The organism is Candidatus Paraluminiphilus aquimaris, assembly GCF_026230195.1.
GTDB lineage: Bacteria > Pseudomonadota > Gammaproteobacteria > Pseudomonadales > Halieaceae > Luminiphilus > Luminiphilus aquimaris.
The window spans coordinates 2082824-2096940 of sequence record NZ_CP036501.1; the positions used below are offsets into that span (position 1 = coordinate 2082824).

A 14117-nucleotide genomic window follows, 5' to 3' on the forward strand; every position below is an offset into this window, starting at 1 on the left:
CGGGCATCAATGCAAGAAATACCACATAAAAAGCGTATTGCTCGCGCCTTAAGCCGCTCGAGTTAGTTGCTCTGAAGAACCACCGCTGTGAAGGTATCTTCCGAGCGGCTGCTTCCCCAAGGCCTCGCTCGCACCCTCGTCGCCCTGCCACGCGACCTCACCTGAAATATAAACGCTGTCTACGATACCTTCAGGCCGATTAACCATTTGCTCGTGCTCAAAAATTTCTCGATGTACCAACACCCTTGTTTGATCAGGCTCCCAGCCATCGAATGCGTCGGGGTTAATGAGCACCATGTCGGCGCGCGCACCGATATTCAGGCTCCCAGCGTCGAGACCAAAGGTTTCCGCTGGATCCTTGGTCAGTCGCTTTACGACCTTGGCAATCGTCTCCTCTCCGTGTTCTCGCGCCAGCTTTAAGGACATGAGATTGCTGTCAAAAAATGCCATGTTGGTAATATGTGCCCCCGAATCGTTAAACCCGGGAAGCGTATTTTCGTGGAGTAAAAACTCCAAAGTAGACCGATTACCCGCGTTCGCCACATCCGCATAAAAACGGAAACTTTTGTCGTAAGATCGCAGCATGTGAAGCGCAAAATCAGCGTCATCTCGCAGTTCGATCTCGATTCTCTCAAAAGCCTCTCGCTCTGATGCAGACCGCGCAGCCTCAAGATCGCCTGCCTTAAATTTCTGAGCCCTCGCCATGACCTGAGCAAAACTCTCACCGTCCCAGTCAGTGCAAGGTGCCCCATCGAAAATAAGTTTCTCCGGCTCACGAATAACCAAACTATCTGGCAACCCTCGCGCCGCCTTCCAGCTTGCGAAATCGTCACCCGTACGCCCGTGACGCCACTCCCTACGGAATCGCTCAACCCACTCAGGATCGTGCATTAATCGCTGCCTTCCCTCGTAGTCGTCGTACTCTAATGCAATGAGCTCCGCCGTAGAGGTCAACTCCTCAAACAACGGGCTGACAATTCCATCGGACCAAACTCTAAAGTTGGTACCCAGCGCTTGAAAATGCAGGCGCCCATCCATGAACTTGCTGTTAAGAAGCTTGGCGACGCCGAGAAATAGTTTTGACGAGTTAGGGGCGGCCGTCATTTCCATTGCCGATAGCGCCGATGTCTTAAGCGGCTTTCCAAATAATCGACCACTGGTCAAGGTGAAGTAAAATAATGCCTTGAGGCGGTTTTCGATAATCGGCGTTGTTTGCCACACACGATCGTATTTTCTCACCACTTTCAAAAGGCGACGAAGCTCGCTAAACGATGCAAATTGGGTTGGGATTCGTTTATCCGTGTGGGGATCATTGGAGAGGTAGTGAAACGGCAAACCGTCTGTGCTCAACCCCAAATAACCGAGCTGCATTGCCCCCTCAAGAATCTGCTCCATTTTCTGAAGCTCACTCTCGGTTGGTGCACGGCTAATGCTCGCGTCCAACCCCATCACCTCGATTCGCAGCATCGAATGTGGCACGAAGGCCGCGATGTTGGGACCTAAGTTGAGATTATTAAAATGCGCCAAATAATCCTCTGGATTGTCCCAGGTCATCGCCTGCGCGCATTTTCGTAAAACCGACTTTGGAATATTTTCTACGCGAGTGAAGCAGTCAACAATCGGCTCTTGCCCGTTCGTTTCTTGAGAACCAAAGCAAGTGCCAAGACTGCAATTCCCCACAAGCACCGTGGTTGTCCCGTGACGCACAACCTCATCGAGTGCGGGTGCAACCTCCACTTCAAGGTCGAGGTGCGTATGGATATCCAGCATGCCCGGAATCAACCACCTACCCGCCGCGTCCACGCACTGCTTGGCCTGTGACACAGGCAAATTTGCACCGCGAGCCACAACGTTGCCAGCTGCAACAGCCACGTCTTCGATTCGCCCCGGCGTACCTTCACCGTCGAAGACCTTTGCACCCCTGATGAGTAAATCCCACTGAGCCATGGTTATCCTGCCCTATATTTCGTTGTTATAAGGCTCAGGATAACGCTTTTTCACCCTGCTTGATAAGCTGGAACAACCTGTTATCTGACGAACTTATTGCTCAAACAGACGCGTAATTACAGGGGCTTTCGCAAAGGAAGAGCGCCAAGGGGTGATGTCGATACCACCGCGACGCTGGAAGAAGCCCACCACCTGAAGTTGGTCAGGCGCTAACAGACGCTCCAAACGAGAATATAAATCCTCGACGCATTGCTCGTGAAACCCCTGATGGTTCCTCAAGCCTTCTACTGTCTCACGGATAACTTCCTCGTCGAAGTGCTCAGCTGACACATCGATAACGAGCGTCGCCCAATCAGGCTGCGATGTCACAGGGCACAAAGAGCGAAAACCAATGGATGTAAAGCGCCTGCTTTCTTGAAGCCGCGACGCGTCATCCTGCCAGACGTTTAGCTCTAGCTCTGTGGCTAATCGTGAACTTTCTTGAAGCGCCTCAAATGTCAGAAGTTGCAACGTAACCCTCGATTGGGTGAGCGCAGAAAGATCGCATTCGATACAGGCAACTGCTTCCTCGTCACTGACAAATTCGTGTGCATTTAATGAATTCAGGTAAAGCTTAAGCGACTTGGACTCAACCGTATGCGCGCTGGACGCTGGAATAATGAGTGCACCTGTCGTGTAGCGAACCTCGCCTGATGACAACAACCAGCTCAGCTCGTAACAGTGCCAAACGTCGTGACCCAGTACCAAGCGAGGCGATGGATGCGCAATACCTGCACGCCCTCTTTCACGATCTATGGGCTCGAGCACCTCAGGCGAATACGTCGCCGGGGCGGCAACCGTGCTACCCAGTACACCGACCAAGGCTAAGTTCTCAACCGTGTACCCGTTCCCAAAAGATGCATCGCGTAGATAAAAGACACGATCGTAAGTGCAATCAACATGGCAAACGAAACAGTAATGTCGACATCACTAACGCCCAATACACCAAACCGAAAGGCATTAACGACATAAACGAGCGGATTGATCTGAGAAATGCTTGCCCAGAAGTCAGGCAGCAGATCGAGCGAATAAAACACCCCACCCAGATAAGTCAGAGGGGTTAAGACGAAGGTCGGTACAATGTTCACATCGTCAAAGGTGTTCGCAAAGACCGCATTAATGAGGCCCAAGAGAGAAAAAGATACAGACGTTAGGCTAACAACGCCGATGACCACAAGCCAGTTGTGGATATCGAGGTCGGTGAAGAAGAGCGCTACCGAGGTCACAATAATCGAAACCAAAATACCTCGACTCACGCCACCTGCAGCATAACCCAGCACAATCACGTACGTAGGAGTCGGAGAGACCAACAGCTCTTCAACACTGTTGTTGAATTTCGCGCCGAAAAATGAGCCCACGACGTTTGCGTAAGTGTTGGTAATGATGGCCATCATAATCAGGCCCGGCACAACAAACTCCATATAACTCACACCACCCATCGTGCCGATACGCGAACCGATCAAGGTGCCGAATATCAGAAAGTAGAGTGACATTGTGATCGCTGACGGCAGTAAGGTTTGCGTCCAAATTCGCAAGTACCGACGCACTTCCTTGCGCATAATCGTCAGAAAGGCGATCCACTGTTCGTAGGGACTCATGACGCACCCTCCAAGACATTCACAAACATTCGCTCAAGTCTGTTCTCTTTGTTGCGCATGCTCACAATAGTGACACCCAGCTCGCTTAAGGCTGCAAATACGTGCGCCAGGTCCTGCCCTTTCTGCAGATCCACCTCCAAGCACTGAGGCTCAACTTGTCGCAACTGATAACCCGCAATAGCGATACCCGGAGGTAATTCGGTTTGCGTATCAAGTAAGAAGGTCTCGCTTTTAAGATCGCGTAGCAGATCTCTAATTGAACCCTTCGTCACAATTTTACCTTGATTGATAATAGCGACGTTACGACACAGCAATTCAGCTTCTTCGAGGTAGTGAGTGGTCAGGATAATAGTGCGCCCTTCCTTGTTGGTCTCGCGGAGAAAGTCATACATGCTCCGGCGCATCTCAATATCGACGCCGGCCGTGGGCTCATCAAGAATGAGGACGCGAGGTTCGTGCACCAAGGCTCGCGCAATCATGAGTCGACGTTTCATTCCGCCCGACAGCATCCGCATTTGGACTTTCTGTTTATCAGCAATGCCTAGCTTCTCGAGATAGTACTCGGCGCGCTCGCGCGCCAACCCAATCGGAATACCGTAGTAACCCGCTTGATGGATCAACACGTCTTCGACACTCTCAAAGACATTGAAATTAAATTCTTGAGGGACGATGCCGATTTGCTTCTTCGCAAGCGAGAAATCCTCATCAATATCGATACCACAGATTTTTACCGACCCACCCGTTTTTGACACGAGTGAGCTCACGATACCAATGGTGGTCGACTTTCCTGCACCGTTGGGCCCGAGAAGCGCGTAGAAATCACCCTCCTCAACCGCGAGATCAATTCCTTTTAGCGCTTCGAACCCATTCGCGTAGGTTTTCTGCAAATTTTTAATTTCTAAGGCGGGCGGCATGAAGGCTCCACTACAAACTGGAGCGCGGAGTTTACATAAATCAGATTAGTTTTTCGAAACCTTTACGAGAATGCTTGACGAGTCGATGTTGTCTCACTACTATGCCGCACCTTACGAAGAGCACTACGTGCACCACGTTCCGTCCCCTTCGTCTAGTGGCCTAGGACACCGCCCTTTCACGGCGGGAACAGGGGTTCGAACCCCCTAGGGGACGCCATTTTTTGCGGGAATAGCTCAGCTGGTAGAGCGCAACCTTGCCAAGGTTGAGGTCGCGAGTTCGAACCTCGTTTCCCGCTCCATTTTTTTTCTCACGTCTGTCAATAAGCGCGTACAATGCGGCGCGTTGAAGCGCATTGAGCGCGCAGATGTGAGCAGAAATCATGAAAGACTACTCCCCCGCAGAACTCGACACGCTGGCACTTCATGCTGGCGGCAAGCCCGACCCCACAACTGGCGCACGTGCGACACCAATTTACCAAACCGCGTCGTACTGCTTCCCCGACTCTGACTACGCAGCTGCGCTGTTCAATATGGAGCGTCCAGGCCACGTCTACTCGCGCCTGAGCAATCCAACAACCGCTGTACTTGAGGAGCGTATTGCGGCGCTTGAAGGCGGCGTGGGTGCAATTGCCACCGCAAGTGGTCAGGCGGCCTTACAGTTGGCCATCATGACGATTATGGACGCCGGCGCGCACATCGTAGCCTCGAGCGCACTCTACGGCGGCAGCCACAATTTGCTCGCGTATACGCTCCCGCGCTTTGGAATAACGACGACATTCGTAGATCCACGCGATGAAGAGGCGCTGCGAGCAGCGATACGGCCTGAAACGCGACTTATTTTTGGTGAAACCGTGGGTAACCCTGGGCTTGATGTGCTGAACATACCCCGCGTATCGGCCATTGCCCACGAGCATGGGCTCCCGCTTCTTGTCGATTCAACCTTCACCACGCCCTATCTCATAAAGCCCTTTGAGCTCGGTGCCGATCTCGTTATGCATTCCGCCACTAAATTTTTGAGTGGTCACGGCATCGTTATTGGCGGCTTATTGGTGGACGGCGGGCGTTTCGACTGGGATGGATCGGGGAAATTTCCGCAGTTATCTGAGCCCTACAAAGGTTTTCATAACCTTGTCTTTACCGAGGAGTTTGGCCCAGCGGCGTTTATATCAAGAGCACGCAAAGAGGGACTTCGTGATTTCGGTGCCTGTCAGAGTCCGACCAGTGCCTTCTACATTTTACAGGGCATGGAAACGCTGGGTGTGCGCATGGAAAAACACATTTCCAATACACGTGCAGTCGTGGACTTTCTGAGCACTCACGCGGCTGTGAGTGGCGTCGCGCACCCGGACCTTTCGAGTCACCCCGATCACGCCCTGGCCCAAGAACTTTTTCCCAAAGGGACCAGTGCGGTCTTCACTTTCGAAATAAAAGGGGGCCGAGCGGCTGGAATCGCCTTTGTTAACGCACTCAATTTGTTCTCACATCTTGCCAACGTCGGTGACGCAAAGTCCTTAGTCATTCACCCAGCGAGTACCACTCATTTCCGAATGGACGAGGCAGCGCTTGCTGCGGCGGGAATTGGCGAGGGAACCATTCGCCTGTCGGTTGGGCTCGAAGACCCGAAAGACCTCATCGCCGACCTCAAAGCAGGTCTGCGCGCCGCAGAAAAGGCGTCTGGGGGTGCCGGCGCATGAAGTTGACGATTAACAATGAAACGGCCTATCTCTACACCAACAACAAAGAGATTGACTCTGCAAAACCGTCCGTCGTCTTTATTCACGGTGCCGGCTTTGATCACAGTGTCTGGACGCTTTTTGCGCGACACTTTTCACGCCATAACTGGAATGTCTTGGCTATCGATCTTCCAGGCCATGGCCGATCGTCAGGCGACGTGCTGACCTCCATTGAGGCCATGTCCGACTGGATTATCGAAATTGTCGATCATCTCGGACTCCAACGTGTTGCGTTGGTTGGCCACAGCATGGGAAGCCTTATCACGCTTGAGACGGCTGCAAAAATGCAGGCTCGCGCAGTGAAGGTGGTACTGATTGGGTCGATCGCCCCAATGCCTGTTTCCGACCCGATACTCGACGCAACGGCAAACCGCCCTGGGTCGGCGCACGCTATGCTCACATCCTTTAGTTTCAGTAAGCGGAATCTGATGGGGGGTAACCCCAACCCGGGCATGTGGATGGTGAGCGACAGCATGCGACGGTATGAGGAAGAAATACAGGCCGCACTGGATGTCGATATGCGCGCCTGCAATGCCTATCGGAATGGACTCGAAGCCGCCGCTATGATCACAGCACCGAGTTTAATGATCCACGGCGATGCCGACCGTCTAACACCATTGAGAGCGACGCAGACCCTGCAAGCGGCGCTCAACGATGCAAGATTTTGTGTCGTCCCGGGCGCTGGCCATTCGCTAATGGTCGAAGATCCAAATTTGGTACTCGATCAGCTCAAAACCCACCTTTTGTCATAAACTCAGAAATGAGAGCAAGAACGCATGTCTAAAATCACCCTGCTCGATGGTGGCCTTGGCCAAGAACTCATCAAGCGCAGCTCTGCCCCGCCTCATCCGCTGTGGTCAACCAAAGTAATGCTGGACGAGCCCCATCTCGTAGCTGATATTCATCGAGACTTTTGTGATGCAGGTGCGCGCGTTATCTGCCTTAACACCTACGCGATAAGTCGCCATCGCCTGAAAACGTATGCACCGGAGTACTCGGTGAAGGAGATGCTTGACGCGGCAGTCAGCACAGCGCGCCAGGGCATCGGCTCAGCGTCTTCAGGGGACTCGGTATCGATCGTTGCATCGCTGCCACCACTTAATGCCTCTTACGATCACACCGTCGCACCCGATTTTGACAGCGCCTATGAACAGTACAGCGAGCTTGTCACGTTGCAGAAAGATGCCGTCGATGGATTTTTACTCGAAACCATGAGCAACATCACTGAGGCTACAGCCGGCGCGAAAGCCATACGCGACGCCGGTGTTGTGGGCGCCGTTGCGTTTACCTTGAACGACAAAGATCCTCGAGAGCTACGATCAGGGGAGACGCTTGAAGAGGCCATTGCAGCGGTTAAGCCCTATACACCAGACGCCATTATGGTGAATTGTTCAACACCGGAGGTGGTGACCGAAGGGCTCAAAATAGCTTTGAAGTCGGGTGTCCGTTGCGGTGCCTACGCCAACGGATTTACCTCAGTGGAGGCTTTGGTGCCTGGCAGCACGGTGGACCGCCTATCGAGTCGGGTAGACCTTGGCCCCGCTGAATATTTAGCCTTCGTCAAAACGTGGCTCGAGATGGGCGTCCAGATTATTGGTGGTTGTTGTGAAATTGGCCCCGATCACATCAGAGCCATACGAACGTATCTTGACGAGAAGGCTATTGAGACGACGGACGCGTTAATTCCCTGACTCGTTGTAGCCGGCGGATTACCGCGCGGGCTCCGTTTAGCCCTCCTTGTCGAGATCGATAGATAAACTGTTAATGCAATATCGTAAGCCCGTTTCGGTGGGCCCGTCGGGGAAGACGTGTCCGAGATGCCCGCCACATTTTTGGCATAGCACCTCCGTTCGAACCATCCCGTAACTGGTATCGCGCTCCTGCGCGATAGCCGCATCACCGACTGGACGATCGAAGCTCGGCCATCCACAACCGGCATCAAATTTGCTCTCCGATTGGAAAAGCACCTCACCGCATCCGCGACACTTGTACGTCCCCGTATCGGTGGTATCCCAATATTCGCCAGTAAACGCGCGTTCGGTACCTTTCTGCCGAAGTACATGGTACTCGTCTGACGTTAGCTTCTCTCGCCAGTAGGCGTCGTCTTTGTCCTTCATAACCGGCTCTCCGTGTGCTTTTTCGCTTTCTGTCTGCTGATATAAGGGGCAATTACCCAATTTCAATGTCTCACCGTGACACCAAGCGCCTCAAGCCACCCATTCAAGCGCAATGATGAGGCTTCTCCGCTAACCAAAAGCTCCTCAAGTTGTTGGCGCATGGTGTATTCGCGCCGCTGTCGCTCAAACGTATCGGGACCCTGGTCTCGTGCCCATGCCGCGCGAAACTTGGCGTCATCAGCCTCAATTCTCCCAACCGAACTAAGTAGAGAGGCCAGCACGCTGTCATCTGTACTCCCAAAAGGCAAAACGGTATGACTACTCTCGCCCTGAGGGACAGCTCCGTGGTCTTCAAGCTCCAGCGTTTCAATAAGGGGCGGGATGAGGAAATCCGTCGCATTGTTTTTGGCTGTCTCGGAATAACCCGCGATGTGGGGGGTCGCGTAGCGCGCGCCCTTTAACAGCTCGAGCGATACCCGGGGCTCATTTGGCCATGTATCAAGTACAAGGTCGACACCCCGCTCCACAAGATAGAGAGCGGCCTCCTCGCTCAGCAAACCGCCTCGTCCTGCATTAATAAACAAGGTATCGCGCCCGATGACCTTGGCCTCTTGTACACCAATCATCCCAAAACTCGGAAATGGCTGGGAGTGATGTAGCGCCGCATGCAGACTAACAACACCGCAAGAGAGAACCCCTTGCAGGTCCGTTTCCTGCACATGTGAGTCGAACTGTGTTGTCCAAGGATCATAAACACGAACTCGGGCTCCAAGCGCTGCCAATCGCTTTGCGAGCCCCCGCCCTACGTTGCCATAACCAACGAGTCCAACCTCGGCGCCAGCTAAGATAGGCTCTAACTTCCCACACAGTGCAATAGCAGCGAGCACGTAGTCTCCAACGGCGGATGCATTGCAGCCCGCAGCGCTTGAAAAAGGAATGCCGCGTGCCGCCAGGTAGTTCAAATCAATATGATCTGTACCAGCGCTCGCGGTACCGACAAAGCGAACATCGCTACCATCTAAAAGCCGCCCATCGATACGCGTGACCGTTCGCGTTAGCAAGGCCTGCGCGTCAACCAGCGCATCGCGCGAAATATCGGTGCTAACCAGTGGGACAAGTTCTATGGGTAGCGCTCGAAGCCTTGGTGTCACCCGGATAGCACTATCGATAACGACTCTAGGCTTACTCATGGCAAGGTAACGCGCCTCCCTTCACTCAGACCGCTGAGTACATTGGGTCAATGCTCTGTGAAATAGCTCAGCTCTCTCAGGTAAACCACACCTCGATAGCCGGTCAAACTCGTCATTAACCGCCGCAGTGAAGGATGCAATGGCCGGATCCGAGAGCGACACTGACAAGTTATCGACACTGACCTTAAAGTCGATCCCTAGCGCCTCACAGAACATTTTTTCGATCGCCTGTGGTCTCACTTCAACGCCATAGAAAGCCGCCTGCTGCGCCTCGTCACGGCCGTCGGGCGCGTACCAGTAACCATAGTCAGGCAGTCCTCGCCTTGCAGCGCCTGCAACGCACCAATGTGCCACTTCATGAAGCGCGCTGCGACTATAGTCTTCCCTGAAATAAATGACGTTTGGCGAGCCGGGGCGGTAATAAGGCTCATTCGCACCCCCCTGGAGAACAGTGTTCTCAGTGAGACTAAAGGCGCGATTAAAACACTCAGTAACGCAGAGCACAGACGGCTCAAAAAATAGCTTATTAACAACCATTTAGCCTGCTTTCTTCACTCGATAAATAAATTGCTCTTGAGTAAGATTCGTCTCCAGCAAGCTATGTCCGAGAAACTCACAAAAACTGGGCACGTCGCGCTGTGTAGAGGGGTCTGTCGCCGTTAAACAGACGACATCACCCACACCCGCCCGACGTATCGCTGCATGGAGCATCATAACGGGCTCCGGGCACTTGAGGCCCGTCGCGTCTACTTGTTGATCGTCGTTGGACACACTTACTTGCCTAGACCAATGGCTTTCTGGGGCTTCTTAAAGCGCAGTGTCATTCGATCACTTTCACCAATCGCCGCATAACGCTTGCGGTCCTTATCCCCCTCAGTAAACGAGGGCGGCAACGTCCAAACCCCCCGAGGGTAGTCTTTCGTATCTTTTTGGTTCGCATTGATCTCGCTTTTCGCATCGAGAACAAACCCTGCCGCCTGAGCAAGCGAAATAACCTTTGATTCCGGGACGTAAGCTTTGCGTTTCATATCTTCAAGGGTCGTGCCTTCAACACCTCGGTGTTGAACAATCCCCAGTGTGCCGCCAGGCTTCAGTGACCGAAAAATATCAGCAAGTGCCGCTTCGGCATTATCCGCGCGAAGCCATGAGTGCACGTTCCTAAACACGACAGCCAAATCAATGGACTCGGCCGTAACATCGATGGGGGTTTGCGGCGGCTGCATTACACGGACGTCTACACTCGCGTATACGTCATGGTTTTCGCCTAGCTTTTGCAAATAGCGACCCAATGAGCGACGACTGTAGGCACTGCCGTTGGGTGACCCATGACCGGCCACAAGCCTTCCCTGCTCAGCAAGAAGTGGCGCAAGTACCTCAGTATACCAACCTCCGCCAGGTGAGACCTCAAGAACGGTCATATTGGGCTTCAAACCGAAGAACTGTAGTGTTTCCTGCGGGTGCCGGTGTGCATCACGCGCCTTGTTTGCATCGCTTCGATGCTCACCCGTAAGCGCAGCATCCCAATCTAACGAAACATGTGCACTATGATGTCCATCAGCAAAAACGCTGGGTGCAATAGCGATCAACAGTAAAGTTAGCCATCTCATAGTCAACTCCTTAAGCGAAAACTGCGTATAGTCCCGCACAACTTGCGCAGAAACTGGTTAGTGGAAAGTGATCATACCCGTAACGCGTCTGAAGGGGGATGCATGAAACAACAATACGTTATTACCTTTGCCGGCGCAGACCGCACAGGCCTAGTCGAAACATTGGCAGATATGGTGGTCGCTCACGGTGGTGACTGGCAACAAAGTGAGCTGACACGTCTCGGAGGGGCCTTTGCAGGCGCGATTTTGATCAACGTTTCGGAGTCTGGCTTTAAGAACCTAAGCAGTGCTATCGAAGCCAATTACACCGACGATTTGGTTGTGAGCTTAACTGCTGTTGATGCCTCGCCAAGGCACGAGCCCAATCTTTACCTGACATTAACCGGCCCAAACCGGGCAGGAATCGTCTACGAGGTTACCCACGAACTGAGCGATTCAGATATCAATATCCTGCAATTAAGCTCACGGGTGGAGAATGCCGCGTGGTCCGGTGGCGATCTTTTCATCGCAGAACTAGCCACCCGCGCTCCTGAATCACTGGATATCGGCGAGCTTAGGGAACGATTAGATCAGCTAGAAAACAAAATGACGCTAGACATTGATATCGAAGCAGGCGCTCACTGAGATACGCCGACCGGAGAATTATTTCCGGCCTCGCAACGAGCGCAACAGCAGCGCGAAAGGAATGGCTCCCAACACGATTAAGACCACGCCTTGCGCGCTGATCCATAAGTACCCCATCAGTGCCTCGCCAGAGACCCCAACAATATCAACAGCACCCCAGATTAGCGCTGCGGTGGCCAAAATACCGAGGGTTGCTGTTCTAAGGGCTTTTACGTAGCGTCGCTTCAACATCGCAGCAATCAAATAACAGGCGTCGGTGAGGCAACATCGGCATTCTGACCTCGTTGTCTCAACGCGTGGTCCATTAGCACCAGCGCCAACATCGCCTCAGCAATCGGCACCGCACGAAGCCCGACGCACGGGTCGTGGCGCCCAGTGGTGATGACGTCAGCTACCTCACCGTTTACATCGATGCTTTGGCCCGGGACCTGTATCGAAGAGGTTGGCTTTAGCGCGATCTTCACCGTCAACGGCTGACCACTGGAAATTCCACCCAAAACGCCCCCGGCATGATTGCTCAGAAAACCCGCTGGCGTGAGTTCATCGCGGTGCTCGCTGCCACGCTGATTGACGACGTCAAATCCATCACCAATTTCGACACCTTTGACCGCATTAATGCCCATCATGGCCGATGCAATTTCAGCATCGAGGCGATCAAAAATGGGTTCGCCCCAGCCAGGCGGAAGCCCGTCAGCGATAATTTCAAGTTTCGCGCCTATCGAGTCACCCTCTCGCCGAATCTGGGTCATAAACGACTCAAGTTCGGGAATTAACTGCGCGTCGCCACAAAAAAATGGGTTCGTTTCAACAAGGTCCCAATCGGTATCTGTTACCTGCAAAGGCCCTAGGGCGCTAAGACAGCCGCGAATCCGAACGCCATAGCGCTCAGCGAGCCATTTTTTGGCCACCGCTCCCGCCGCCACACGCATCGCGGTCTCTCTGGCAGATGATCGCCCCCCTCCCCGGTAGTCTCGAACACCGTATTTTTGCTGATACGTGTAGTCTGCGTGCGCAGGGCGAAAGACATCCTTAATCTTGCTGTAATCTTTGGATTTCTGATCGGCATTCATAATCAGTAATCCAATGGGAGTCCCCGTGGTTTCACCCTCAAAGACCCCCGATAAAATCTGAACTTCATCCGGTTCTTTTCGCTGCGTTGTGAACCGCGAAGTGCCTGGCTTTCTGCGATCCAGATCGGGCTGAAGATCCGCGGCACTCAGCGCCAATCCCGGCGGGCATCCATCAATAATGCACCCGAGCCCCTGTCCATGACTCTCACCGAAAGTCGTAACGGTGAATAATTTCCCGAATGTATTACCAGACATATCGTTTCCTAAACCTGCAACGCATGAACCGCCCTAGGGGGTGTTCGACTCCTGAGCGGCCCATTGTGCCAGATCTTGCGCCATAAAGACGGCAACGCCATGACCGCCCTGCTCTAATTCAACCCACAAGGGCGGAAGAACCTCTGAGAGCCCTTCCAGCGCATCGATACTGTTGCCGACCTCAAGGATCAAAATCCCCGCAGGACTCAGGATTCGCGCAGCATCAACGAGCATCACTCTCACTAAATCCAAACCATCCTCGCCACCGCTCAAAGCAAGGCCTGGCTCGTGAAGATATTCAGGCGGCAAGTCGCGCATATCCTCAGCATCAACATACGGGGGATTAGCTAAAATGATGTCAACAACGTTATCGGCACACCAAGAAAGCAAATCTGCCCTGACAATCGCATCGACATCGTGAATCGCAGCATTATCCCGAGCTAAGCCGATGGCGTCGGAATCGATATCACTTAGCAGTACCACAGCCTCTGGAAATGCCGACTTTGCCAGCATGCCAAGGCTCCCTCCGCCACAACAAACATCAACAATAACCTGAGGACTGGTGTCTTGGTACCAAGGCTCAAATCGATTCAGTATGAGCTCAGCAACAGGCGATCGCGGCACCAACGCTCGAGCATCCGATTTGAAACAAAGCGGACCGAGCCAGGCCTCTCCCGTGATATAGGCAACCGGTAGTCGCTCGACACAACGCTTGCTCATAAACGCGTTTAAGACATTTACAGCAAAGTCAGGGTAAGGCTCATCAAGGATCTCAGCACCCGTATTCACGACCGACAGGGACGCTGCTGTCAACACCAACGCTACCGCCTCATCATGCTCCGACTCATACCCGTGACCGCAAAACACACCGGCGGCGATGAGCTGTTCCTCAGTAGCAATAAGCATTTCACGAAATGTTGTCACGCGACTTTCCTGTGTTGGTACGGACGAATTCTACCATCTTGAGGGAAAGGAGACTTGATCGGTCTATCCGCGTCGTACACTCAAACTCGAGCGAGTGAC

The 14117-nt window shown here is 53.2% G+C and carries 16 protein-coding genes and 2 tRNA genes; 6 read left to right on the forward strand and 12 right to left on the reverse strand.

All coding sequences use genetic code 11. The features are described from left to right. Positions 1-48: 48 nt before the first annotated feature. The 4 genes from E0F26_RS09600 to E0F26_RS09615 all read right to left on the reverse strand — a co-directional run bounded on the left by E0F26_RS09600 (position 49) and on the right by E0F26_RS09615 (position 4498). Positions 49-1947, reverse strand: coding sequence for an N-acyl-D-amino-acid deacylase family protein (locus E0F26_RS09600; protein ID WP_279241440.1), 1899 nt, complete (start codon positions 1945-1947; stop codon positions 49-51). A 93-nt stretch (positions 1948-2040) separates the two neighbouring features. Further along, positions 2041-2808: an NADPH-dependent 7-cyano-7-deazaguanine reductase QueF gene (locus E0F26_RS09605; RefSeq protein ID WP_279241441.1), complete on the reverse strand. Its 768-nt coding sequence runs from the start codon at positions 2806-2808 to the stop codon at positions 2041-2043. A gap of 2 nt (positions 2809-2810) precedes the next feature. Continuing rightward, entirely contained in the window at positions 2811-3584 is a 774-nt protein-coding gene (locus E0F26_RS09610; RefSeq protein WP_279241442.1) for an ABC transporter permease, read from the reverse strand. Next, entirely contained in the window at positions 3581-4498 is a 918-nt protein-coding gene (locus E0F26_RS09615; RefSeq protein WP_279241443.1) for an ABC transporter ATP-binding protein, read from the reverse strand. Before E0F26_RS09615 ends, E0F26_RS09610 begins: the two co-directional genes overlap by 4 nt. A gap of 141 nt (positions 4499-4639) precedes the next feature. Between E0F26_RS09615 and E0F26_RS09620 the strand changes: the two genes are divergently transcribed. From E0F26_RS09620 to E0F26_RS09640, 5 genes are all read left to right on the forward strand, one after another. After that, positions 4640-4715, forward strand: a tRNA-Glu gene (locus E0F26_RS09620). 6 nt (positions 4716-4721) lie between these two features. Next, positions 4722-4797: transfer RNA gene (locus tag E0F26_RS09625), tRNA-Gly, on the forward strand. A gap of 81 nt (positions 4798-4878) precedes the next feature. Continuing rightward, positions 4879-6192 (forward strand): O-acetylhomoserine aminocarboxypropyltransferase, encoded by a 1314-nt coding sequence (locus tag E0F26_RS09630; RefSeq protein WP_279241444.1) that lies wholly within the window; start codon positions 4879-4881, stop codon positions 6190-6192. Continuing rightward, positions 6189-6983 (forward strand): alpha/beta fold hydrolase, encoded by a 795-nt coding sequence (locus E0F26_RS09635; protein ID WP_279241445.1) that lies wholly within the window; start codon positions 6189-6191, stop codon positions 6981-6983. The genes E0F26_RS09630 and E0F26_RS09635 overlap by 4 nt, the downstream gene beginning before the upstream one ends. A gap of 24 nt (positions 6984-7007) precedes the next feature. Continuing rightward, the gene (locus E0F26_RS09640; RefSeq protein ID WP_279241446.1) at positions 7008-7922 is read left to right on the forward strand and encodes a homocysteine S-methyltransferase family protein; all 915 of its coding nucleotides are present in this window, start codon (positions 7008-7010) and stop codon (positions 7920-7922) included. A gap of 36 nt (positions 7923-7958) precedes the next feature. Here the strand turns inward: E0F26_RS09640 and msrB are convergent, their stop codons facing one another. The 5 genes from msrB to E0F26_RS09665 all read right to left on the reverse strand — a co-directional run bounded on the left by msrB (position 7959) and on the right by E0F26_RS09665 (position 11145). After that, entirely contained in the window at positions 7959-8348 is a 390-nt protein-coding gene (gene msrB / locus E0F26_RS09645) for a peptide-methionine (R)-S-oxide reductase MsrB (RefSeq protein ID WP_279241447.1), read from the reverse strand. Positions 8349-8410: 62 nt separating this feature from the next. Next, on the reverse strand, positions 8411-9538 hold the full coding sequence (locus E0F26_RS09650) for a 4-phosphoerythronate dehydrogenase (RefSeq protein ID WP_279241448.1): 1128 nt from the start codon (positions 9536-9538) through the stop codon (positions 8411-8413). Positions 9539-9559: 21 nt separating this feature from the next. Next, the gene (locus E0F26_RS09655; protein ID WP_279241449.1) at positions 9560-10075 is read right to left on the reverse strand and encodes an elongation factor P hydroxylase; all 516 of its coding nucleotides are present in this window, start codon (positions 10073-10075) and stop codon (positions 9560-9562) included. After that, positions 10076-10309 carry a sulfurtransferase TusA gene (gene tusA, locus E0F26_RS09660; RefSeq protein WP_279241450.1) on the reverse strand — a complete coding sequence of 78 codons (234 nt, stop codon included), beginning with the start codon at positions 10307-10309 and terminating at the stop codon, positions 10076-10078. Positions 10310-10311: 2 nt separating this feature from the next. Continuing rightward, positions 10312-11145, reverse strand: a complete 834-nt coding sequence (locus tag E0F26_RS09665) for a class I SAM-dependent methyltransferase (protein WP_279241451.1) — start codon at positions 11143-11145, stop codon at positions 10312-10314. Between the two features lie 102 nt (positions 11146-11247). On the opposite strand from E0F26_RS09665, the gene E0F26_RS09670 reads away from it, so the two are divergent. Continuing rightward, positions 11248-11769: a glycine cleavage system transcriptional repressor gene (locus E0F26_RS09670; RefSeq protein WP_279241452.1), complete on the forward strand. Its 522-nt coding sequence runs from the start codon at positions 11248-11250 to the stop codon at positions 11767-11769. Between the two features lie 18 nt (positions 11770-11787). On the opposite strand, the gene E0F26_RS09675 is transcribed toward E0F26_RS09670, so the two are convergent. The 3 genes from E0F26_RS09675 to prmB are packed head-to-tail and all read right to left on the reverse strand — an operon-like array spanning position 11788 to position 14018. Continuing rightward, entirely contained in the window at positions 11788-12000 is a 213-nt protein-coding gene (locus tag E0F26_RS09675) for a hypothetical protein (RefSeq protein ID WP_279241453.1), read from the reverse strand. Positions 12001-12008: 8 nt separating this feature from the next. Beyond that, on the reverse strand, positions 12009-13094 hold the full coding sequence (gene aroC, locus E0F26_RS09680) for a chorismate synthase (protein WP_279241454.1): 1086 nt from the start codon (positions 13092-13094) through the stop codon (positions 12009-12011). Between the two features lie 33 nt (positions 13095-13127). Next, entirely contained in the window at positions 13128-14018 is an 891-nt protein-coding gene (gene prmB, locus E0F26_RS09685) for a 50S ribosomal protein L3 N(5)-glutamine methyltransferase (protein ID WP_279241455.1), read from the reverse strand. Positions 14019-14117 lie beyond the last annotated feature (99 nt).

Excerpts from the sequence above, each read along its gene's own strand:
- E0F26_RS09600 (WP_279241440.1), bottom strand. The coding sequence starts at position 1,947 with ATGGCTCAGTGGGATTTACTCATCAGGGGTGCAAAGGTCTTCGACGGT.
- E0F26_RS09610 (WP_279241442.1), bottom strand. The coding sequence starts at position 3,584 with ATGAGTCCCTACGAACAGTGGATCGCCTTTCTGACGATTATGCGCAAG.
- E0F26_RS09615 (WP_279241443.1), bottom strand. The coding sequence starts at position 4,498 with ATGCCGCCCGCCTTAGAAATTAAAAATTTGCAGAAAACCTACGCGAAT.
- E0F26_RS09630 (WP_279241444.1), top strand. The coding sequence starts at position 4,879 with ATGAAAGACTACTCCCCCGCAGAACTCGACACGCTGGCACTTCATGCT.
- E0F26_RS09635 (WP_279241445.1), top strand. The coding sequence starts at position 6,189 with ATGAAGTTGACGATTAACAATGAAACGGCCTATCTCTACACCAACAAC.
- E0F26_RS09640 (WP_279241446.1), top strand. The coding sequence starts at position 7,008 with ATGTCTAAAATCACCCTGCTCGATGGTGGCCTTGGCCAAGAACTCATC.
- msrB (WP_279241447.1), bottom strand. The coding sequence starts at position 8,348 with ATGAAGGACAAAGACGACGCCTACTGGCGAGAGAAGCTAACGTCAGAC.
- E0F26_RS09650 (WP_279241448.1), bottom strand. The coding sequence starts at position 9,538 with ATGAGTAAGCCTAGAGTCGTTATCGATAGTGCTATCCGGGTGACACCA.
- E0F26_RS09655 (WP_279241449.1), bottom strand. The coding sequence starts at position 10,075 with ATGGTTGTTAATAAGCTATTTTTTGAGCCGTCTGTGCTCTGCGTTACT.
- E0F26_RS09665 (WP_279241451.1), bottom strand. The coding sequence starts at position 11,145 with ATGAGATGGCTAACTTTACTGTTGATCGCTATTGCACCCAGCGTTTTT.
- E0F26_RS09670 (WP_279241452.1), top strand. The coding sequence starts at position 11,248 with ATGAAACAACAATACGTTATTACCTTTGCCGGCGCAGACCGCACAGGC.
- E0F26_RS09675 (WP_279241453.1), bottom strand. The coding sequence starts at position 12,000 with ATGTTGAAGCGACGCTACGTAAAAGCCCTTAGAACAGCAACCCTCGGT.
- aroC (WP_279241454.1), bottom strand. The coding sequence starts at position 13,094 with ATGTCTGGTAATACATTCGGGAAATTATTCACCGTTACGACTTTCGGT.